At 65.3% G+C, this 21417-nt stretch carries 15 protein-coding genes and 1 pseudogene; 11 read left to right on the forward strand and 5 right to left on the reverse strand.

Features of this window, described 5'->3' with window-relative positions; genetic code table 11:
• The first annotated feature begins 214 nt into the window (after positions 1–214).
• Both BI49514_RS10695 and BI49514_RS10700 read left to right on the forward strand, forming a co-directional pair.
• Positions 215–1012 carry a nitrilase-related carbon-nitrogen hydrolase gene (locus tag BI49514_RS10695; protein WP_101546530.1) on the forward strand — a complete coding sequence of 266 codons (798 nt, stop codon included), beginning with the start codon at positions 215–217 and terminating at the stop codon, positions 1010–1012.
• Positions 1013–1072: 60 nt separating this feature from the next.
• Positions 1073–1768, forward strand: a complete 696-nt coding sequence (locus BI49514_RS10700) for a TetR/AcrR family transcriptional regulator (protein WP_101546531.1) — start codon at positions 1073–1075, stop codon at positions 1766–1768.
• A gap of 116 nt (positions 1769–1884) precedes the next feature.
• On the opposite strand, the gene BI49514_RS10705 is transcribed toward BI49514_RS10700, so the two are convergent.
• Together BI49514_RS10705 and BI49514_RS10710 are read right to left on the reverse strand one after the other, a co-directional pair.
• Entirely contained in the window at positions 1885–2265 is a 381-nt protein-coding gene (locus BI49514_RS10705) for a hypothetical protein (RefSeq protein WP_244195058.1), read from the reverse strand.
• Entirely contained in the window at positions 2262–3842 is a 1581-nt protein-coding gene (locus BI49514_RS10710) for an acyl-CoA carboxylase subunit beta (RefSeq protein WP_101546532.1), read from the reverse strand. The genes BI49514_RS10705 and BI49514_RS10710 overlap by 4 nt, the downstream gene beginning before the upstream one ends.
• A gap of 67 nt (positions 3843–3909) precedes the next feature.
• On the opposite strand from BI49514_RS10710, the gene BI49514_RS10715 reads away from it, so the two are divergent.
• The gene (locus BI49514_RS10715) at positions 3910–4782 is read left to right on the forward strand and encodes a biotin--[acetyl-CoA-carboxylase] ligase (RefSeq protein ID WP_101546533.1); all 873 of its coding nucleotides are present in this window, start codon (positions 3910–3912) and stop codon (positions 4780–4782) included.
• Entirely contained in the window at positions 4782–6518 is a 1737-nt protein-coding gene (locus tag BI49514_RS16990) for an adenylate/guanylate cyclase domain-containing protein (protein ID WP_244195059.1), read from the forward strand. Before BI49514_RS10715 ends, BI49514_RS16990 begins: the two co-directional genes overlap by 1 nt.
• Before the next feature lie 88 nt (positions 6519–6606).
• Here the strand turns inward: BI49514_RS16990 and BI49514_RS10725 are convergent, their stop codons facing one another.
• The 3 genes from BI49514_RS10725 to BI49514_RS10735 all read right to left on the reverse strand — a co-directional run bounded on the left by BI49514_RS10725 (position 6607) and on the right by BI49514_RS10735 (position 13021).
• Positions 6607–9369 (reverse strand): DNA gyrase/topoisomerase IV subunit A, encoded by a 2763-nt coding sequence (locus BI49514_RS10725; protein WP_101546534.1) that lies wholly within the window; start codon positions 9367–9369, stop codon positions 6607–6609.
• A 147-nt stretch (positions 9370–9516) separates the two neighbouring features.
• On the reverse strand, positions 9517–10071 hold the full coding sequence (locus BI49514_RS10730; RefSeq protein WP_101546535.1) for a TetR/AcrR family transcriptional regulator: 555 nt from the start codon (positions 10069–10071) through the stop codon (positions 9517–9519).
• A 277-nt stretch (positions 10072–10348) separates the two neighbouring features.
• Positions 10349–13021 (reverse strand): bifunctional acetate--CoA ligase family protein/GNAT family N-acetyltransferase, encoded by a 2673-nt coding sequence (locus tag BI49514_RS10735; protein ID WP_101546536.1) that lies wholly within the window; start codon positions 13019–13021, stop codon positions 10349–10351.
• An 80-nt stretch (positions 13022–13101) separates the two neighbouring features.
• Here BI49514_RS10735 and BI49514_RS10740 point away from each other — a divergent pair, with 80 nt between their 5' ends.
• The 7 genes and pseudogenes from BI49514_RS10740 to BI49514_RS10770 all read left to right on the forward strand — a co-directional run bounded on the left by BI49514_RS10740 (position 13102) and on the right by BI49514_RS10770 (position 21152).
• Positions 13102–13689: a DUF5998 family protein gene (locus BI49514_RS10740; RefSeq protein WP_101546592.1), complete on the forward strand. Its 588-nt coding sequence runs from the start codon at positions 13102–13104 to the stop codon at positions 13687–13689.
• Positions 13690–13769: 80 nt separating this feature from the next.
• Entirely contained in the window at positions 13770–14879 is a 1110-nt protein-coding gene (locus tag BI49514_RS10745; RefSeq protein ID WP_244195060.1) for an alkaline phosphatase family protein, read from the forward strand.
• A 53-nt stretch (positions 14880–14932) separates the two neighbouring features.
• Positions 14933–16204: a methyltransferase gene (locus BI49514_RS10750; protein WP_180954378.1), complete on the forward strand. Its 1272-nt coding sequence runs from the start codon at positions 14933–14935 to the stop codon at positions 16202–16204.
• Between the two features lie 63 nt (positions 16205–16267).
• Positions 16268–17473, forward strand: a pseudogene (locus tag BI49514_RS10755) (5-(carboxyamino)imidazole ribonucleotide synthase); the annotation flags it as partial.
• A gap of 78 nt (positions 17474–17551) precedes the next feature.
• Positions 17552–18079: a 5-(carboxyamino)imidazole ribonucleotide mutase gene (gene purE / locus BI49514_RS10760; RefSeq protein ID WP_101546539.1), complete on the forward strand. Its 528-nt coding sequence runs from the start codon at positions 17552–17554 to the stop codon at positions 18077–18079.
• Positions 18080–18114: 35 nt separating this feature from the next.
• Positions 18115–19266, forward strand: coding sequence for an acyl-CoA dehydrogenase family protein (locus BI49514_RS10765; protein ID WP_173153318.1), 1152 nt, complete (start codon positions 18115–18117; stop codon positions 19264–19266).
• Positions 19267–19631: 365 nt separating this feature from the next.
• Positions 19632–21152, forward strand: a complete 1521-nt coding sequence (locus tag BI49514_RS10770) for an LCP family protein (protein WP_101546541.1) — start codon at positions 19632–19634, stop codon at positions 21150–21152.
• The last annotated feature ends 265 nt before the right edge of the window (positions 21153–21417 follow it).

The raw sequence follows: 21417 nt of genomic DNA on the forward strand, positions 1-21417 counted from the left end.
CGAAGAAGTCGAAGAGGGAGCTCAAGCGCAAGCTCAAATGGTATCTCGCGCGTCGAGTTTTCAAGGTTCTCAACGGGCTAGAAACAATTCCCACGTCGGCTTGACAGACATAGAAGGATCGGCCCAGTCCACGCCAGGTTGCTGGGCGCCCGTCAGGTAGTAATTGGGGAGGGGTGGGCGCGATAGGCTGGACATAACAGACTGGAGGATGAGAATGAAGTTCGCGCTCGCTCAGATCAACACCACCACCGAGGTGGCCGATAACCTTGAGAAGGTCCGTTCCTATTCCCGCCGAGCCGCCGCGGCAGGCGCTCGGTTCGTCCTCTTCCCAGAAGCGACGATGTCGGCGTTCGGATCTGGCCTGCGCACCATCGCCGAGGAGCACTCCGAGTCGTGGAGAAGGGCGCTGAGCGAGCTCGCCGCCGAGACCGGCATCACCGTCGTCGTCGGCGAATTCGCGGCCACGAACGACAAGGTCATCAACCTGCTCGCCGTCTATTCCCCTGACGGCCAGCGCAGCGACTATGCGAAGATCCACCTCTACGACGCCTTCGGCTTCAAGGAATCCGACACTGTCGAGGCGGGGGAGGAGCCGGTGCTCTTCACCGTCGACGGCGAGGACATCGGTCTGGCCCTGTGCTACGACATCCGGTTCCCGAAGCTCTTCGCCGAACTCAGTCGGCGGGGCGCACGCCTGACCCTCGTCGCCGCTTCCTGGGGGGCGGGACCGCGCAAGGCCGAACAATGGGAGATCCTCGCCCGCGCCCGTGCCCTGGACTCGAATATGTTCATCACCGCCCTCGGCCAAGCCGATCCCGAAGTGACCGGCGTCCCGGTTCCGAAGAAAGGGCCGACCGGGGTCGGCCACAGTCTGGTCTCCGACCCCCTCGGGAAGGTGCTGAACTCACTCGACGGTGCCGAACGACTCGAGATCGTCGAGATCGACCTCAGCGCCGCCGATACCGCAGCGGAGACGGTTCCGGTGCTCACGAACGCGAAACTCGGGTACTGAGCTCGAGACGGGCGCTCAGCGCATTTCCGGTGAAAATGCAGCGACTGCAATACTGTTCTCATGAGTTCTGGTTCAGAAGTCCAAGCGTCACCGCCGGTCGAGGGACTGCGCGAACGCAAGAAGCGTGAGCGCGGGCAGGCTCTGCGCCGTGCCGCCATCGACCTGGCCCTGGAGAAGGGCTATCACAACGTCACCGTCGAAGACATCTGTGAGCGCTGCGGAGTCTCCCGACGGACCTTCTTCAACTACTACTCATCGAAGGACGAGGCGCTGCTCGGTCGCGCGGACACCGTCTTCGACGAAGAGGACCAACCGGCCATCGAGGAATTCGAAGCCGGGGGGCCCCATGGGCGCCTCGTCGCCGACCTCGAACATCTGCTCGCATTCATCGTCGCCACTCGGATGGAGAAGCGCGATGATATGCACCAGTACCATCTCATGCTGAAAAAGGACCCGTCGCTGATCCCGCTGCAGATGTCGCGGATGGGCAACAACGAACGGCTCTTCCGGCAGATCATCCAACGCCGACTCGACGGGACCTCCTCGGCGCCGGTGGACGTCATGGGGGCTCACTCCGGTGACTATGCCGACGACGATATCGAAGTCTCCCCGCGAGCCGAAGCCGTCGCCGCCTTGGCGATGATGGCGCTCAAGGCGACATTCACCCGGATGCGACGGGTCGACGGAGATCCGGGACCAGTGATCGACAGACTCTTCGACGAACTGCGTGCGCTCTTCCGCGAAGAAGCCGACTAGAGAAACAGCAGACGGGAACAGACGACCGTCGGTCGCCGCTGCCGCTTGAGGCGACAGTAGGCACGGGAGCCCGACCCCACTACGGGAGTCCGACGAAGGTCGGGGCCGGCAGGGCCTCACCGACCCAGGTGCTGGTCCCAGGTCTGTGGGAGACGCTTGCGCACATTGCGGCGTGGAGCCCGGAAACCCGCCCGATCGCCCTTGCGGGTCTCGGACTCGGCCTCCGCGCTGGCCTGCTGGGCCGCATAGGCGATCGCCACCTGACGGATCGCCACGACCGCGGCCACAGCCGCCGCACTGGCCATCTCGTCGCTGATCGGTTCGCCGTCATCGGCGCGCACCTGTGAACGTCCCTCCACAGAGGGCACCCGCAACGCCCCGACTGAGGCTGTGGCCCCGCCCTCCTCGGCGGCGGGATCCTCACCGGTGACGGTCACCTCGGCGTCGACTCCGCCGGGCAGGTTCGGCTCAGCGTCGGTCTGCAGATCATCGCTCATAGGGGGATGTTACCGTGCTTGCGCGCGGGAGCGTCGACGTGCTTGTTCTTCAGGGCACGCAGGGAACGCACGATCCGGCTGCGGGTCTCGCTCGGCTTGATGACGGCGTCGATGTAGCCTTCCTCGGCGGCCAGGTACGGGTTGAGCAGCGCATCCTCGTAGTCCTGGATGAGTTCGGCACGTGCCGCTTCGACATCCTCGCCGGCCTCTTCGGCGGCCTTGAGCTTCCGACGATAGACGATGTTCGCCGCACCCTGGGCACCCATGACCGCGATCTGCGCGCTCGGCCAGGCGAGATTGATATCGGCACCGAGCTGCTTCGACCCCATCACGCAGTACGCGCCGCCGTAGGCCTTGCGGGTGATGAGGGTGACGAGCGGAACGGTGGCCTCGCCGTAGGCGTAGATGAGCTTGGCGCCGCGGCGGATGATGCCGCCGTACTCCTGGTCGGTGCCCGGCAGGAACCCGGGCACATCGACGAAGGTGAGGATCGGCAGGTTGAAGGCATCGCAGAGGCGCACGAAGCGTGCGGCCTTCTCCGAGGCGTCGATGTCGAGGGTGCCGGCCAGCTGCATGGGCTGGTTGGCGATGACACCGACGCTCACACCCTCGACGCGGCCGAAACCGGTGACGACGTTCGGAGCGAAGAGCTCAGAGACCTGCAGGAAATCGCCGTCGTCGAGGATCGCGGTGACGACGTCGAGGATGTCGTAGGGCTGCGAAGGCGAATCCGGCATGAGCGTATCCAGCGCCTCGTCTTCGGGAGTCACCGACAGATCGGACTCGAACTCGTCGGCATCGGCCGGGTCGAGGTTGTTCTGCGGCAGGAACGAGAGCAGATCGCGCACATAGTTGAGCGCATCGTCCTCGTCCGAGGCCAGGTAGTGGGCGTTTCCGGACACGGTGTTGTTCGTCCGTCCGCCGCCGAGCTCCTCATGGCCGACGGACTCTCCCGTAACGGTCTTGATGACATCGGGGCCGGTGATGTACATGTGGCTGATCTGATCGACCATGATCGTGACGTCGGTCAGGGCAGGGGAGTACACGGCGCCGCCGGCCGAGGGACCCATGATGAGCGAGATCTGGGGGATCACTCCCGACGAGGCGACATTGAGGCGGAAGATCTCGGCGAACAGCGCAATCGATCCGACGCCTTCCTGGATCCGGGCGCCTCCCGAGTCGTTGATGCCGATGATCGGGCAGCCGAGCTTGAGAGCAAGTTTCTGCACCTTGACGATCTTGCGGCCGTTGGCTTCGGCCAGGGATCCGCCGAGGACGGTGAAGTCGTGAGCGAAGACCGCGACGGTCTTGCTTTCGATCGTGCCCAGTCCGCAGACGACTCCGTCACCGTCGGGGCGGTTGTCCTGCATCCCGAACTGGTGATTGTGATGGCGGGCGAATTCGTCGATCTCCTGGAAGGAGTCGGCGTCGAGGAGGGCGTCGATGCGTTCACGGGCGGTCTGTTTGCCGCGCTTGTGCTGGTTGTCCACCGAGCGCTGATTGCCCGTGTGGGCTGCTTCTCGGCGCTGGGTGAATGCGTCGATGCGCTCGGCTGTGGTCCGTGGAGTATCCGTCATGTCTCCACAATAACGATGACGTGAGACTTCGTTGTGCACTCTCACCAAAAGAATCTAGAGTGGACTGGTGAACAGCCAACACAATTCCCTCCTCGTCGACGTCGACTCAGTGCGCCGCAACGCTGCCGACCGTGGTCTCTCGCTTCCGCCGCTGATCTGGGACGATAGCTGCACTTCGACGAATGACGAACTTGCGCGAGTGGTCCGAGAAGGAGCCGACGCCGGTTCGCCCGTGGCCGAATTCACCATCCGCGGCACCGACTTCCAGAACGCCGGACACGGTCGTCTGGGCCGGACCTGGACGGTGCCCGCCCGCCGGTCGCTCACGTGGTCGATTCTGCTCACACCCCCGGCGGGGTTCTCCCAATGGGGGTGGATCCCGCTCATCGCCGGTGAGGCCGTGCATTCTGCCGTCACCGAGGCGGGGGTGCCGGCCGCGATCAAATGGCCCAACGATGTGCTCACCGCCGAGGGCAGGAAGCTGTGCGGGATCCTCGCACGCGTCGAACCCCTGGTCAGCGGACCGCAGATCGTGTTGGGGATGGGGCTGAACACGCGGTTGGAGCCCGCTGATCTGCCGCGCGAAGACGCGAGCTCGCTGGCGATCGAAACCGGAGTCGACGGTTCAGAAATTGATCATGAAGCATTGCTAGTCTCGATTCTCGGCACACTGATCCCCTGCTACAGAGAGCTGATCGACTATGGAGATGAGGATTTCCGCGACAGCCGCACAGCGCGGAGAGTGCGTGATCATATGGTGACGCTCGGGTCGCGGGTTCGGGTGGAAAAGCCCGATGGTTCCGACATCATCGGCACCGCCACGGGGCTGGACGCCGGAGCCGACCTCATCATCGACGATCATGTGTGCTTAAGCGCCGGAGATGTTCACCATCTGCGTCCGGCCGCGGCCCCGACCGCTGCGGAGAGGAGCGAAGACTGATGGCGGTTTCGGACTTCACCGCCGGTTTCGACATCGTCGAATCGGAAGGTGTGGGCACACCCGAGGTGGCAGACGCCGACGGCTCCTCCACGAACGGCCACCAGTCTGACGACAGAACTCAGTCGGACCGTGAAACACCGCAGACCGGTCGTGATCCGCAGACGGCTGCCCAGGCCCAGGCCGATCCAGGCTCTCAGACGAGTTCAGCGAATAGTGGTGCGGCGAATAGTGATGCGGCGAGTCGCACGGATCCCGCCGCTCCGATGAGGGCAGTCCCGGAGGGGGAGGGTGAGACGCGATCCCGCGCCGAGGCGGACGACCGTTCCACTGACACCGTCGCCGCCGAGGACGTCGAGGCGAACGCGGACGATCGGTTCGATGACGGCGGAGTCGTCAGCGATGTCGGTGGTGACGACGAACCTGTCGGCGGCCTGACCGGATCCGCTCCTCAGGCAGGAGAGGTCGGCGACGAGCTCGCCGACGAGTTGACCGCTGATCCGGACACAGCCACCACGGACGTGGGGGCCGCCGACGCCGACCCGGACATCGATGTCGATGAGGACTTCTTCAGCGGATTGCGCGAGGATCCGCGCACCACAGCGCTGCCGATCATCGATGAGGACGACGCCGACGGAGCTCTCGACGCGGACGGTCCCGACTTCGACGACACGATCTATGAGACCCGAACCGCGGCCGAGCGACTCGAAGAGATCCTGCTCGAGGGCAAGCGCGTCCTCGACCGACGGGAGGCCGCGAAGCTCGGTGGAATCTCCACGGTCTCGGCCCGGAAGATGTGGCGGGCCCTCGGCATGTCCCAGGCGAAGCCGACGGATAAGGCCTACACCGTCAGCGATGCGCACGCCCTGCGGATTTGGGCCAAGCCCGTCGCCGACGGGCTCATCGACCAGACCACCGCGCTGTCCCTGGCCCGAGCGATCGGGCAGACGACGGACCGCCTCGTCGTCTGGCAGATGGAGACCCTCGTCGAATTCCTCACCGAGGAGAAGGGACTGACCGATCCGGAAGCGCGCCGGGATGCCCTGGCCGTCGTCGAAGAGATGATCGACCCGCTGCAGAAGATGCTCACCTATTCCTGGCGGCGGAACCTCGCCGACGTCATGGGCCGTCTCAACGTCAACGTCTCCGACGGGCTGGCCATGGACAACAGGCAGGGCTGGTACGACTCCTCGATGCCGTTGGCCCGCGCCGTCGGATTCATCGACCTCGTCTCCTTCACCCGCCTGTCGCAGAAGATGGAGCCACGGCAGCTGGCGGACATGGTCCAGGAGTTCCAGGGCATGGCCTACAACATCGTCGCCACCGGCGGCGGACGGGTCATCAAGACCGTCGGCGATGAAGTGTTCTTCGCCGCCTCGACTCCGCTGGCCGGGGCCGAGATCGCCATGACGCTGATGGAGCGCGTGACCGCCGCCGAGGACCTGCCCCAGGCGCGCGTCGGCTTCGTCTGGGGACGGGTGCTCTCCCGCCTCGGCGATATCTTCGGCTCCAGCGTCAACCTCGCCGCCCGCCTGACGGCCGTGGCCGATCCCGGGACGATCTTCACCGACGAGGAGACCGCACGAGTGCTCTCGGCCTCGGACGACTACGTCTTCGAACCGCGCGATTCGATTTCGCTCCACGGACTCGGCGAGACCGCCATCGGCGAGATGAAGCGCGGCACCGCAGCCAAGATGCACCTCGACCTCGACGACGATCCCGAGAACTCAGACCAGTGACCGACGGCTGAGCCCGACACCGAGGTGGTGGGCCCAGCCGCTGTGCCGACCGGTGCGGCCTGGCCCCGCCGTTGAGTCGGCCCCGAGCTCAGAACAGGGCGGAGTCGTCGTCCTCGTCGTCCTCGTCATGGGAGACGATCACGGCGCCTTCGGTGTCGAACTTCGACCGCGCGATCTCGTCCTTGGCCTCGTCGAGGTCGAGATCGAGCTCATCGAAACTGGTCGCCAGTCCCTGCTGTCCCCGCTGCTTCTCGCCCGCGGATCGCTTTCCTCCGGACTTCGGCTTCTTTTCGCCGGTGCCGGACGCGGAATCCGCGTCAGCTTCGGTGTCGGCTGAAGCCTCAGCCGATTCGTCATCGCCGGCCTCCGGGGACTGGTCGTGGGATTCGGCGCCGCCGAGGCGGGGCAGGGTGCCGATGACATCGATCTTCGACTCCAACGGCGATCCCGTCCCGTCGCGACGGGACAGCTCGGCCGGAAGCGTGCGTGCACCGCCGGCGGTGGCGGCAGCCTGCGGAGAGTCGCCGACCCAGGCCAGCGACAGTTCGGTCTCACCCTTGAGGAACTTGTGGGCGCGCACCCCGGAGGTGCCTCGCCCTTTGGTCGGGAACTCGGAGAATTCGCTGACCTTGATCGACGACGATGGGGCGCCGTAGAAGTTCTCACCGCTGGCGATCGTGACGACCGCGAAGCTGCCGAGCTCGGCATCCGCGGCACCGTCCTCGTCGGTCTTCGCCGCCTTCGGAGTCATTCCGAAGAAGATCACCTTCGCCTCGGCGGCCACCTTGATTCCGGCCACGCCCGAGGCGTTCCAGCCCTGTGCACGCAGACCGGAGGCGTCGAAGGCGAGCAGCTGAGCATTCGAGGTCACGAATACGGAGAGGGAATCGTCGATGTCCTCGGGTTGGGCGACCCCGACGACGGAGTCCTTGCCCTTGAGGGTGATGGCTTCCCACTCGTTCTTGTTCGGCCGGCTGGCCACCGACACGCGTTTGACGATGCCGTCGGCGGTGCCGAGGACGAATTCCCGGTCGAGGTCGATCAGACCGATGATCTTCTCGTTCTTCTCCAGCGCCGCATATTCGGCGATCTTCACACCGCCGGCGACATTGGGCCGTGCCGCGGCCGGCGGCAGGGCAGGCAGATCGACGACGTCGACCATATGCAGTCGACCGGTGGTGGTGATGGCGCCGACCTTGCCCTGAGTGGTGGTGACGATCTCCGAGACCAGCGCATCATGGCTCGAGCGGCGACCCTCACGTGCCAGCGGAGCGGCATCCGAGGTGCGCGCAATGCGTCCGGAGGTCGACAGCAGCACTCGACAGGGAGAATCGGCGATCTTGAGGTTCGCAGGAGCCTTCTTGCCCTTGGCCGTCAGCTCCTTCATCGAGCCCTCGATGAGAACGGTGCGTCGCGGAGAGCCGATGACCTCGGCCGCGGACTCCAGTTCCGAGGCGACGAGCTCCCGCAGCTTCGCCTCATCGGCGAGCAGCGATTCGAGGTAGTCGATCGTCTTCCTCAGCTCGTCGCGTTCGGCCTCGAGTTCGAGACGCGAGAACTTCGTGAGCCGACGCAGCTGCAGATCGAGGATGTAGGTCGCTTGCAGCTCGGAGAGCTCGAAGACGTCCATGAGGCGGGTGCGGGCCGTAGCTGCATCGTCCGAGGAACGGATGAGCTGGATGACCTCATCGATGTCGAGGATCGCAATGAGCAGACCTTCGACGAGGTGGAGCCGGTCCTTGGCCTTGCGCAGCTGGAAAACCGTGCGCCTGCGCACCACGTCGATGCGATGGGAGAGGTAGACCATAAGCAGCTCGCGCAGTCCCAAGGTCCGCGGCTGCCCCTCGACGAGGCAGACGTTGTTGATGCTGAACGATTCCTCGAGGGGGGTCTGGCGGTAGAGCTCGGCCAGCACGGCATCGGGGTTGAAACCGTTCTTCACACCGATGACCAGACGCATGCCGTTCTTGCGATCCGAATAGTCATCGATCGAGGCGATTCCGGACAGCTTCTTCGCCCCGACCGCGTCTTTGACCTTCGACACGACCTTCTCCGGTCCCACGAGGTAGGGCAGCTCGGTGACGATGATTCCCTTGCGGCGGGCACTGATGTTCTCGATGGACACAGTGGCTCGGGTGCGGAACGTACCGCGACCGATCTCATAGGCTTCGCGCACTCCGTCGAGGCCGATGATCCGCCCGCCGGTGGGCAGATCCGGGCCGGGGATGAAGCGCATGAGCTCCGAGAGTCCGGCATCGGGATTGCGGATGAGGTGGGCGCAGGCGGCGATGACTTCGCCGGGATTGTGCGGGGCCATGTTCGTGGCCATGCCGACGGCGATGCCCGAGGCGCCGTTGATGAGCAGATTCGGGAAGGCGCTGGGCAGGACCTCGGGCTGAGTGAGCGTGTTGTCGTAGTTCGGTACGAAGTCGACGACGTCTTCGTCGAGCCCGGCGATCATGTGCATCGACGCGGTCGTCAGTCGAGCCTCGGTGTAGCGCGGGGCAGCGGGACCATCGTCGAGGGAGCCGAAGTTGCCGTGGCCGTCGACCAAGGGAACACGCATGATGAAGCCCTGGCTGAGGCGCACGAGGGCGTCGTAGATCGCAGTGTCGCCGTGCGGGTGGAGCTTGCCCATGACATCGCCGACGATGCGGGAGGACTTCACATGTCCGCGGTCGGGGCGCAGCCCCATATCGCCCATCTGGTAGACGATGCGACGCTGGACGGGTTTGAGACCGTCCCTGGCGTCGGGCAGTGCGCGGGAGTGGATGACCGAGACCGCATATTCGAGGAACGAACTCTCCATCTCTGAGGAGACGTCGACTTCGATGACTCTGCCTTCGGGCATGGAACTCCTTTGACACACGAACTGTTCGATTCGAACACCCGCCTGCGCCGAGGCCTGACCTCAGCGGGGGAGGGCACCCGTCGATTCTAGCGTTCGATTTGGGCTCTCCGGCTCAATCGAGCATTCCCGGAGGGTCCGTGTCGAAGTTCAGGCGCTTTCGCGGCTGCCACGCAGCCACTGGAAGAACTCCCTCATGTAGGCCTCGACATGTGCACGATCAGCCGTGCCAGCGACGAGTTCGCTGACCATCATGCCCGCGACCGAGCTGTTGACCCGCTCCGCGTACTCGGCGTCGATGCCGGCGAAGCGCATGATGAATTCCCTGATCGCACGGAGGTTCTTCTCCTTGGCGATCACTGCCTCCGGCGGCAGCGCCGGATCCAGGCTGAGCATCATCATCGTGTAGAACCGATTGCGATCCGTTGTCAGCCAGTTCATGCAGAAGTCGATGGCGACCTCGATCGCGTCCGCGCCCGGAGCGCGCATCAGCTCCGGCAGACGCTCGAGCTGCTGGGAGTTGAGTTCTCCGATGCGCTCCATGATTCCGGTGATCAGGGCATCGCGGGTGCGGTAGACATTCGAAGTCGACCCCACCGGCAGTTCGGCCAGTGCATCGACTGCCCGATGGGTGAGCCCGCGGACTCCTTGTTCGGCGACTACGGCGATCGCGGAGTCGGTGACGACGTCTCTGCGCGAAATCATGACTGTGAGGCCTCGCTCTCATGGGACACCCGCTGACCGCGAATGCCTGGGACGGTGGATGACCAGTGACTGGTCACAGACAATGGCCGACGGAGCGGCCACTCATTAAAACACGAATTCATAACATTTCGTGGTGAACGGATACAGACACTACCTGTCAAGTCTGCGAATTGGTATAGGACGCGCCAATATGCCGCTGTGACAGTGAAATTCGAAGACGGCCTGCGGCGGGTGTGGATTCTCCTTTCAGCTGGGAGCGTCTCCGCACCGAACCGTCTCAGCTCAGCAGGCGACGGGTGCTGTCGATGCGGGTGGGGTCGGGCAGCAGATCGACACGGGCGCTGAGCACATGCCCCTCGGTCTCCGTAGCGATCATCGGATGGATGACGAGTTCGAGGATCTGCGGATGACGTTCGACGAGCACCGAGAGCCTTTCGAGGACGTCGATGAGCGGGTCGATGTTCATCGGCGGAAGACCGCGGTAGCCGAACAGGCGCGGGGAGGCCTTGACCGTGCGGATCATGTCGTCGGCCTCCCGATCCGTCAGCGGCGCGACCCGGTGCGAGACGTCGCCGAGCAGCTCGGTCGTGTCCCCGGCCAGAGAGAAGGACAGCAGCGGTCCGAGGAGGGGGTCCTCACCGGCGCGGATGACACACGGGACACCGTGGGGGGCCATGGCCTGAACGTCGACGAGGGGCTCGTCGTCGCCGATCACCTGGGTGATGATCCGCTGCACGGCAGCGAAGTCCTCGGCCAGTTCTTCGGGCGAATCGATGTTCAGGCGCACCCCGCCGAGCTCCATGCGGTGCCGGAGCACGTTCGTCACCGCCTTCAGCGCCACGGGATAGCCGATCTTCTCGGCGGCGGCGAGCCCCTCGTCGACCGAGGAAGCAGCGATATAAGGCAGGACCTCGATCCCGTAGGCGCGGAGCAGGTCTCTCGTGGCATCGCGTTCGAGGCGAACCGGTGTGCCCAGCGGCGCCCCGTCGAGAGCCGAATCGATGATCGAACGCACCGCTTTGTCGTCGATGTCGTCGAGTTCGACGTACCGACCGTGGTCGGCGGCGCGCCAACGCGAGTAGTCTGTCGCCCTGGCCAGCGCCCACACGGCATCCTCCGGGCCGATGTAGCTGGGCACCGTGCGGGAGACGCGGTTGCCGTCCTGGTCCTTGAGGTAGCTGGTCAGTTCGTCGCGGACACCTTGAATGCCGAGGAAGCAGGCCACAGTGGTCTTCTCCGACTGTGCGGCGGCCTCGGACAGCAGCGCGGCGATCTCCGACTCCTCGGCTCCCGCCGACGGGGTGAAGGTGACGATGACCGAGTCGACGTCGTCGCGGGCATACATCGCATCGAGTTCGGTCCGGAAGGTCTCCGCATCGACCTCGGGGTGCAGGGACACGGGCTCGGTGTCGACGCGCAGACCTTCGGAACGGGCGCGCTGCATGATCAGGGTGCTCATCGCCGCGGAATTGCCGATGACACCGACCCGGCGGCCCGCCGGCAGCTTCTGGGTCGAGAACACCTGGGTGAGGTCGAAGAGCTGGTGGATCGTATCCGCGCGGATCACTCCCGCCTGCTCGAGCACCTGGTCGAGGGTGTTCGGCGCCAGGGACGAGGTGCGCACGATATGCCCGGGCGGCAGCTCCCGCCCCGTGAGGTCGGACTTGATGACGACGACGGGTTTGACGCGGGAGACTCGACGGGCGATGCGCGAGAACTTGCGCGGGTTGCCGATGGATTCGAGGTAGAGGCCGACGGTCTGCGTGGCCGGATCCTCCTCCCAGTACTGGAGGAGGTCGTTGCCTGAGAGGTCGGCGCGGTTGCCTGCGGAGACGAAGGTGGAGATGCCCAGTCCGCGGGTCTTCGCCGCCGCGAGCAGGGCGGTGCCGAGGGCTCCGGACTGACTGAAGAGCCCGAGCGTTCCGGAAGCCGGGAGGAACGGGGCCAGAGAGGCGTTGAGCGAGATCTCGGCGGCCTCGTTGACCAGTCCGAAGGAGTTCGGCCCGACCACGCGCATTCCGTAGGCGCGGGAGGTTGCGACCATGCGGCGCTGGAGTTCGGCACCTTCGGGACCGGTCTCGGCGAATCCGGAGGAGATGACGAGCACGGCTTTGACCCCGTGCACGGCACAGTCCTTGACCACCTCGGTGACGGATTCGGCGGGCACGGCGATGACCGCGAGGTCGGCCTTGCCCGGCAGATCGGCGAGGCTCGGATAGGCCTGGACGCCGGCGATCTGATCGGCTTCGGGGTGGACGACCCACAGGTCGCCGGTGAACTTCGCGGCCGTGATGTTGCGGATGAGCAGATGGCCGGTGGAGTTGCGTTTGCGGCTGGCGCCGATCACCGCCACCGAGGCGGGGTGGAGGACCGTGCGCACGCTCAGGGCCTCGGCTCTGTGTTCCCTGGAGGCCTGCACTTCGATGGACCGCGCCGTGGGATCGATGTCGAACTCCACGGCCACGACACCGTCATCGAACCCGCGGGAGACCTCGTAGCCGGCGGCCTGGAAGACCTGCAGCATCGACCGGTTCTGGGGCAGCACCTCGGCGGTGAATCGCTGGATCCCCGATTCGCGCGCGGCCGCGGCCAGGTGCTCCAGCAGGATCGAACCGACCCCGCGACCCTGGTGGGCGTCGGCGATGTTGAACGCCACCTCGGCGTCGGTGTCGCTGATCCGATCGAAGCGGCCGACGCCGATGATGTCGTCGCCGATGAGCATGATCAGCGCAACTCGGTCGTGGTGGTCGACGTTGACGAAGCGGTCGAGGTCGCGTTTGGGAAGCCGGGGCAGCGGAGCGAAGAAGCGCAGATAGACGGACTCCGGCGATTGGGCCTCGTGCATGCGGGCCAGAGCAGCGGAATCGTCAGGGGTGATCGGGCGAAGGTGGGCGGTGCCGCCGTCGCGGAGGACGACATCGGCTTCCCACCCGGCAGGATAGTCTTCCATGGTCCCAGCATATGCGTCGGGCGTCCGGATATGGCCGACCTCGCTGGGACAAGTCAGAGGAGTGGGGCACAATGGTGGGCATGGCATTACCCGAAGTTCTCGTTCACGATCTGCAGTCGGCCGGCTACTATCCCCAGCTCACTCAGGGCATCCTCGCCGACTCGCTCTACGACGAACCGGTCTTGGCCCACTTCGTCCACATCGACACACATGTCGACATCGAATCCATCCACCGGCATGTCACCGCCTTCGTTCTCACCGAGACCCGCCTCCTGCTGGCTCACGTCGATGACGATCCGAACGCGGAACCCGGCGCCAAACCCCGCGCCGTCACGAGCAGCGAGGACATCGAACTCGATCGCCTGGGCACCGTGATGGTCGGCCGCACCTTCGCCGATCCGGCCGCCTACAAGCCCGGTGACAAGCCCGTCGAAGTTTCGCTGACCATGTCGTGGGGTGCGTCGAAGCGCATCGAGGCCTTCCCCGAGACCTGCGGAGATCCCAACTGCATGGGCGATCACGGATACGGCGGATCGATCTTCGCCGAGGATGTCATGCTCCGGGTCTCGGCCGAAGCCGAAGGGCAGGCCGCCGTCGACCGAATGGCCGACTTCGCCGGGAAGCTGCGCGCCGCAGTCTTCCATGCCCGGCTGCGGTCGCGCCGCTGATGAGCGAGGACTCGACGAGTCAAAAGCAGCAGGACCCATCCGGTGCTGAGCCCCTGGGGCCCCCGGACTATGCGGGTCCCATGCTCTCCGATGTCGTTCCCGCCGCGGCGCTGAGCCTCGGTGCGGCCGACGCCCTCGACGCGCCGATGTCCGATCGTGCACGAACGCTCGGACTCGACCGGGAGTCCCGGGCGACGATCGTCGTGCTCATCGACGGTCTCGGGGAGCAGCAGCTGCGCCGCTACAGCGGATACACTCCCTTCTTCCGCTCGCAGGCCGGAACACGCCGTACCCTGTCCGCCGGATTCCCGTCGACGACGGCGAACTCTCTGTCGTCGTTGGCCACGGGCCGCCTGCCCGGCGCCCACGGCGTGGTCGGCTACCGCGTCCTCGACCCGGAGAAGGACGCGGTGTTCAACCAGCTGACGTGGAACCTCGACGTCGACCCCGTCGCCTGGGTCCCCGATGCGACGCTCTTCGAACGCCTCGCCGATGCCGGAATCGATGTGGTCAGCCTCGGAGAGAAGAAGTTCGCCGGACGCGGCCTCAACCGGGCCTCGCTGCGCGGCGGCAGATTCCGGGACTCGAAGACCCTGGAAGAGCGCTGTGCCCAGGCTCTCGCCGAGGCGAGGGCTCCGGGCCGCCGCCTCGTCTACCTCTATTGGGGCAATCTCGACAAGACCGGTCATGTGCACGGTGCGGACTCCGCCGCTTGGACAGAAGAACTCGAACGCGTCGATCTCGCCCTGTCCCGACTCGCCTCCGACCTGCCGCACGACGCGACCATGCTCATCACCGCCGACCACGGCATGGTCGACGTCGACCACGAACGCCGTTTCGACCTCGCTGAACTCCCTGAGCTCAAGGCCGGCCTGCGCCACGTCGGCGGAGAGCCGCGCGCACTGCATCTCTACGCCGCTGAGGGCGCGGAGGCGGACGTGCTCTCGGTCTGGCACGAGACGCTCGGCGACCGCGGGCTCATCCTGCCGAAGGCCTCGGCGATCGACCGCGGCTATTTCGGTCCAGTCGCCCCGCACGTCTATCCGCGGATCGGGGATTTCCTCGTCATCTGCACCGATGGCTTCGCCGTGGTCGATTCGGACGTGGAATCCGCCTCGGCGCTGGCCCTCATCGGTCACCATGGTTCCACCACGGAGCAGGAGCTGCAGATCCCGCTGCTCGTCGTGTGAGCGGTGCAGACTGCAGCCGAGATGACCCACCACCGACCTTCTGGGAGCACCCGTTGACGACGATCCGCTGGACCGAGGACGGCTTCGGCCGCGCAGCCGACTGGCATTCGGAGAACGGGGCGCCGCCTCCCGCGACTGTGCAGATCATCGGAGACGAGACAACCGCCGACGAAGCCTGCCGATCGGCACGCGCCGGAGTGGGACTGCTGTGGCGCGGAGACTTCCACAATGGCCGTCAACTCGTGCAGGCGATGAGCCGTCGGCTCAGGGGCGACCGAGGCGGAAACCGTGAAGCCGCCGGGGGTCGACGTTCCGGCGGCCGTCGCGGCGGCCGGGGCCGATCCCGCGACAGACGGGGCAGAGACCAATTCGTGGGATCCGGGGACAGTGATGGCCCTGCTCTCGACCCCGCTCTGTCATTCTTCGCGGAACGTGACGCCATCGAGCAGCGGGCCCGGCTGCTCGGCAGAGTCGTCGTCGAGCTCGGCCCTAACTTCGACCTCGCGCTGCGCCGTGCCCCCGACGTCGCCGCGGCCTGCCGCGCCGCCTACGGCCCGGCCGCCGGACCGGTCTGCGTGTCGCTGACCGAACTCGGCGGAGTGCTCAGCGCTTATGAATGGCAGCTGCGAGGAGTCGAGATCCCGGCTCTGGGCGATTCCGTCCATCCGCGCTACGGCGTCTTCTCGCCTGTGCGGGGAGAGTACCTCGATCTCGTCGCGCAGACGCCCCTGCCGTGGGGCAGGCAGGCCGGTTCGGTTTCGCCCGGCACGGATTCCGCGCAGCCGACCGGCACCGCATTCGACCTCGGAACGGGGACCGGAGTCCTCGCCGCGATCCTGCTGCGGCGCGGCGCTGCGACAGTGGTGGCCACCGACATCAACCCGCGCGCCGTCGCCTGCGCCAGTGAGAACCTCGACCGTCTCTGTCCGGGTGCCGATGTGAGCGTGATCGAGACCGACCTGTTTCCGCCTGGTCGTGCCGACCTCATCGTGTGCAATCCGCCGTGGCTGCCGGCCCAGCCGACCTCGGCACTCGAGATCGGCATCTACGATCCGGACTCCGCTGTCCTCCATCGCTTCATCGAGAGGCTGACCGACCACCTCACACCGGCTGGGGAGGGATGGCTGATCATCTCCGACCTCGCCGAACGATTGGGCCTCAGGCCCTCAGGTGAGCTCCGCGAACGCATCGAGGCGGCAGGACTGCGCGTGCTCGAACGCATCGACACGGTGCCCCGCCATCCCCGCGCCGCTGATGCCGCCGAGGCGCTCCACGCTGCCCGCAGCGCCGAAGTGACCTCACTGTGGCGACTGGGACTGAGATGAGCTGCCGACCGCTCGGCCGATCCACGATATGACCGCAGTCGATCCGCGACAGCCGCGGAAGATAGGATGGAAAACGTGACTTTTCCTCGAATCGGTGTCATTGGCGGCGGTCAACTGGCACGCATGCTCGCCCCCGCCGCAGAAGCTCTCGGCGTCCGCTTCTCCGTTCTTGCGGAGACCGCCGACGCCCCCGCCACACAGGTCATCAACGAGGTGACCGTCGGTGACTATACGGACTATCCGACGCTCAAGGCCTTCGCCGAGACCGTCGACGTCATCACCTTCGACCACGAACACGTCCCACCGGAGCATCTGCAGGCCCTCGTCGAGGCCGGACACGCAGTGCGTCCCGGGCCCGATGCCCTCATCTTCGCCCAGGACAAGATCCGGATGCGCACGAAGATGGACGAGCTCGGTCTGCCCAACCCCGCATGGGCGGAGATCACCTCGGTCGCCGATGTCGAAGCGTTCGCCGCTCGCGTCGGATACCCCTTCATCCTCAAGACGCCCCGCGGAGGCTATGACGGCAAGGGCGTGCGCGTCATCGACAGCCTCGACGAGGCCGTCGAGTGGCTGAACGAGGTTCCCCAGCTGCTCGCCGAGGAGAAGGTCGACTTCACCCGGGAGCTCGCCGTCATGGTCGGGAGGTCCCCGATGGGGCAGACCGCAGTGTGGCCGGTCGTCGAGACCTGGCAGCAGAACGGCGTGTGCAAGGAGGCCATCGCCCCGGCTCCCGATCTGCGTGATGAGAAGGCGCGGGCCATCACCGAAGCGATCCTCACTGTCGCCGGCACACTCGAGGTCACCGGCGTCATGGCGATGGAGATGTTCGAGACTGACGAGGGGTTCCTCATCAACGAATTCGCAATGCGCCCACACAATACTGGGCACTGGACCCAGGACGGAGCGGTGACGAGCCAATTCGAACAGCACCTCCGCGCAGTTCTCGACCTTCCCCTCGGCAGCCCCGCAGCACGGGAGGACGTGTCCGTGATGGTCAACATCCTCGGCGCTGATCACGAGGATCTCTATCAGCCGTACCTGCACGTCATGGCTCACGACCCGGCGGTCAAGGTCCACCTCTACGGCAAGGGGGTGCGCCCGGGTCGGAAAGTCGGCCACGTGAATGCCTACGGCGAGGATCGGCAGCTCGTGCTCGCTCGAGCGCGGCATGCCGCCGATTTCATCGCCGGCGTCGACGTCGATCCGCATCCGCAGATGCCCACTCCGGAGAACCTCCGGGCCGAGAGCGAATCCGGCACACGCTGAGTCCCGGCGCCGACTGCACCCCGGACCCACCCGGCACCGATCCGCAGATATCAACCGCCTGCAACGAAGGAAGCCCCCATGACCACAGCGAATGAACGCTCCACTGACGCGGCGGCTCCGGTCGGCATCGTCATGGGTTCGGACTCGGACTGGCCGACGATGAAAGCCGCCGCCGACGCCCTTGACGAACTCGGCATCGAATCGAGCGCCGAGGTGGTCTCTGCCCACCGCATGCCCGAGGACATGGTCGAGTGGGCCAAGTCCGCGGCCGATCGCGGCCTCCGAGTGATCATCGCCGGAGCCGGGGGAGCGGCCCATCTGCCCGGAATGATCGCATCGATGACCTCGCTTCCGGTCATCGGAGTCCCCGTGCCGCTGAAGTACCTCGACGGAATGGATTCGCTGCTGTCCATCGTGCAGATGCCCGGAGGGGTTCCCGTGGCCACCGTTTCGATCGGCGGCGCCAAGAACGCCGGCCTGCTGGCGGCGCGCATTCTCGGGGCCGGGCAGGGCGCCGAAGCCGAGGCTGTGCGCACACGTCTCGACGACTATCGCAGCCAGCTGCGGCAGGTCGCTCTCGACAAAGGCCGGGCGCTGCAGGAATAATAGGGCTTGCTGAACGTTTGATAAGTCTGAGGAGAATGATGTTCGACCTGTACCAGCCCAGCGAAGAGCACGAAGAGATCCGTGCCGCGGTCCGCAATGTCGTCGAGAAGAAGATCGCGCCGTTCGCGGCCGAGGTCGACGCGGACTCCCGCTACCCGCAGGAGGCGCACGACGCCCTCGTCGAGACGGATTTCTTCGCCGCGCACATCCCCGAAGAGTACGGGGGCATGGGCGCTGATGCGCTGGCAGTGGCGATCATCATCGAAGAGGTCGCACGCGGCTGCGTCTCGTCCTCGCTGATTCCGGCTGTGAACAAACTCGGCAGCATGCCCGTCCAGCTCGGAGGCAGCGAAGAGATCAAGAAGAAGTACTTCCCGTCCGTGGCCGCCGGAGAAGCAGGATTCTCCTACGGGCTGTCCGAGCGCGAAGCCGGATCCGACACCGCATCGATGAAGACCCGCGCCGAACGGGACGGCGACGACTGGATCCTCAATGGTGTCAAGACCTGGATCACCAACGCCGGAGAATCCGAGTACTACACGGTCATGGCCGTGACCGACCCCGACGGAGCCCGTGGACGCAATATCTCCGCCTTCGTCGTCGAGAAGTCCGATGAGGGGTTCACCTTCGGAGAGAAGGAGCGCAAGCTCGGCATCAAGGGCTCGCCCACCCGCGAGCTCCTCTTCGACAATGTCCGCCTGCCCGGCGACCGCATCGTCGGTGAGCCCGGGGAAGGTCTCAAGATCGCCCTGCGCACCCTCGACCACACTCGAGTCACGATCGCAGCGCAGGCCGTCGGCGTCGCCCAGGGCGCGCTCGACTATGCCCTGGCCTACGTCAAGGATCGGCAGCAGTTCGGCAAGTCGATCGCCGATAATCAGGCGATCCAGTTCATGCTCGCCGATATGGGCATGAAGCTCGAGGCTGCACGCCAGCTGACCTACACCGCCGCCGCCAAGAGCGAACGCGGCGACGACGACCTCACGTACTTCGGCGCCGCGGCGAAGGCTTTCGCCTCCGATGCCGCGATGGAGATCACCACTGACGCCGTGCAGCTGCTCGGCGGTGCCGGCTACGTCGTCGACCACCCGGTCGAGCGGATGATGCGCGATGCGAAGATCACGCAGATCTACGAAGGCACCAACCAGATCCAGCGCATGGTGATGGGACGCAAGCTCCTCGCCTGAACCGGGCTCGAGATCTGAGCTGCTGGCCGCACATGGTCATGGCCGCTCGGTGCCGGCCGGTCCGTGTCGAACGGGCGCTGCGGATTCCCCCGGACGGGAGTCTGCAGCGCCCGTTCTTCTGTTTGTGTCAAATCTTCTGTCTGTGTCAAATCGCACACGCGACGAATCCGACATGCGCGGCGCGGATGTGCCGGAATCGATGGTTCTCACGCGACACAATAGGTGAACACAGTGGACTCTGAAGTCTCTTTGGCACAGTTGTCAGCTGTGGACATCCTCTGGGGCGATGCGACCTGTGCGTGGCCACCCACGGATGTCGATGCCGGAAGCAGTCCGTGAGCAGAGCCCGAAGCGAAGGGAAGTCAGTGGCCGAAACGAGATATGTGGACCCGATCCGCCACCCGTCGTATGCTTCGCAGCCGACGCGTGATGTGCGGGCGTGGCTTCTGCTGCTCGTCACGGCTCTCGTGCCCGGGGGAGTGCAGCTGCTCTTCGGCCACCGCCGCTGGGCGAAGATCTCTCTGTCGATCACCGCCATCAGCTGGATCCTTGCCCTGATCGCCGGTGTGATCGTCCTCATCAGCCGGACGTTCCTCTTCACCATCGGCACGAACCCGTTCATTCTCACATTTCTGACCATCTGGGTGCCCGTCATCGCGATCAACTGGGCGGTGTGCCTGTTCGACACCCTGCGCCGCATCCGGATCGTCACGATCTCCAGAAGGGCCCGCAAACGCTTCGTGGCGGCCTTCTGTGCCCTCCTGCTCATCGTCGTGGGCCCCTTGGCTTGGGGGACGACGATTCTCAACTCGCAGCGCGGACTGATGAGCGACCTGTTCGCCTCGGGCAAGGCACTCAAGCCCGTCGACGGCCGATACAACATCCTGCTGCTCGGTTCGGACGCCGGAAAAGGGCGGACGGGAATCCGACCGGACTCGCTGTCGCTGGTCTCGATCGATGCGAAGACCGGCAAATCCGTCATCATCGGCCTGCCTCGGAATATGGAGAACGTGCCGTTCCCGGACGACTCTCCGCTGCACAAGCATTACCCGCAGGGATACAGCTGCGGGGACGAATGTCTGCTCAACGCCGTCTTCCAGCAGGGCGAACAGCACAAGGATGAGTTCGAGGACCCGAAGACTGCCGGCGAGCAGGCGACGATGGACGCCGTTTCGGGCGCCACCGGACTCGAGGTCCAGTACTACGCGATGATCAATCTCAAGGGATTCGAGAACCTCATCGACTCCCTCGGCGGAATCACCCTCGTCTCCGGCAAGCGAGTGCCGATTTCGTCGAAGGTCGATCCGACCACGGGCGAGCATGGGCCGGTCAAGGGATGGATCGAACCGGGCAAACAGAAGCTCGACGGCTTCCACGCGCTGTGGTTCGCCCGCTCCCGAGAGTTCTCCAGCGACTACGAGCGGATGGTCCGCCAGCGCTGTGTGCAGACGGCGATGGTCAAACAGCTCGATCCGGCCACCGTGCTCACCCGTTACCAGTCGATCGCGAAAGCCACTCCGGGGGCCGTGTCGACGGACATCCCATCGTCTCAGGTGGACTCGTTCGTCGACCTCGCGCTCAAAGTGAAGTCGCAGAAGATCGAATCCGTCGACCTCACTCCGCCGCGCATTACTCCGTCACAGCCCGACTTCGATGTGGCACATCAGCTGGTAGCCGATAAGATCGAGGAGTCGTCGAAGTCCTCGGAAGAGGACAAAGGCGCGTTCTCGGTTCCCGGAAGCGACCTGTCAGCCGCTGCCGGAGTCGATGCGGGACTCGATCCGAACCCCGGTTCAGGGCCGCAGCTGCTGGCACAGGGTGCCGGCGACACCTCTGCTGACAACGGCGAAGACGCCGACGCGAAGGCGATCTGCTACGTGCCGTAAGGCGCCGCTGTGGGGTCGGTCGTGATGAGACCAATGACCGAATCAGTCGATCCCATGACGATTCCGGGAAAATCTTTTGCTCGGTGTGTCCCCTGCCAATGCTGGGAACCACACTCGTGTAATTAGAATATTCTGCTCTGTGGCTAGTCTGACACGCCGAAAATGTGTAACAATTTTGAGATGTTGGGGTTGCCCACCGTTCTGCCAACGGTGAAGGGGACCTCGAGGCCTGAACTTCCCTGTCTTCCTCGAAAAGGCTGTAACG

Source organism: Brevibacterium iodinum ATCC 49514 (genome assembly GCF_900169265.1).
Classification (GTDB): Bacteria; Actinomycetota; Actinomycetes; order Actinomycetales; family Brevibacteriaceae; genus Brevibacterium; species Brevibacterium iodinum.

Coding starts and splice junctions, on each gene's coding strand:
- BI49514_RS10695 (WP_101546530.1), top strand. CDS start 215: ATGAAGTTCGCGCTCGCTCAGATCAACACCACCACCGAGGTGGCCGAT.
- BI49514_RS10700 (WP_101546531.1), top strand. CDS start 1,073: ATGAGTTCTGGTTCAGAAGTCCAAGCGTCACCGCCGGTCGAGGGACTG.
- BI49514_RS10705 (WP_244195058.1), bottom strand. CDS start 2,265: ATGAGCGATGATCTGCAGACCGACGCTGAGCCGAACCTGCCCGGCGGA.
- BI49514_RS10710 (WP_101546532.1), bottom strand. CDS start 3,842: ATGACGGATACTCCACGGACCACAGCCGAGCGCATCGACGCATTCACC.
- BI49514_RS16990 (WP_244195059.1), top strand. CDS start 4,782: ATGGCGGTTTCGGACTTCACCGCCGGTTTCGACATCGTCGAATCGGAA.
- BI49514_RS10725 (WP_101546534.1), bottom strand. CDS start 9,369: ATGCCCGAAGGCAGAGTCATCGAAGTCGACGTCTCCTCAGAGATGGAG.
- BI49514_RS10730 (WP_101546535.1), bottom strand. CDS start 10,071: ATGATTTCGCGCAGAGACGTCGTCACCGACTCCGCGATCGCCGTAGTC.
- BI49514_RS10735 (WP_101546536.1), bottom strand. CDS start 13,021: ATGGAAGACTATCCTGCCGGGTGGGAAGCCGATGTCGTCCTCCGCGAC.
- BI49514_RS10740 (WP_101546592.1), top strand. CDS start 13,102: ATGGCATTACCCGAAGTTCTCGTTCACGATCTGCAGTCGGCCGGCTAC.
- BI49514_RS10745 (WP_244195060.1), top strand. CDS start 13,770: ATGCTCTCCGATGTCGTTCCCGCCGCGGCGCTGAGCCTCGGTGCGGCC.
- purE (WP_101546539.1), top strand. CDS start 17,552: ATGACCACAGCGAATGAACGCTCCACTGACGCGGCGGCTCCGGTCGGC.
- BI49514_RS10765 (WP_173153318.1), top strand. CDS start 18,115: ATGATGTTCGACCTGTACCAGCCCAGCGAAGAGCACGAAGAGATCCGT.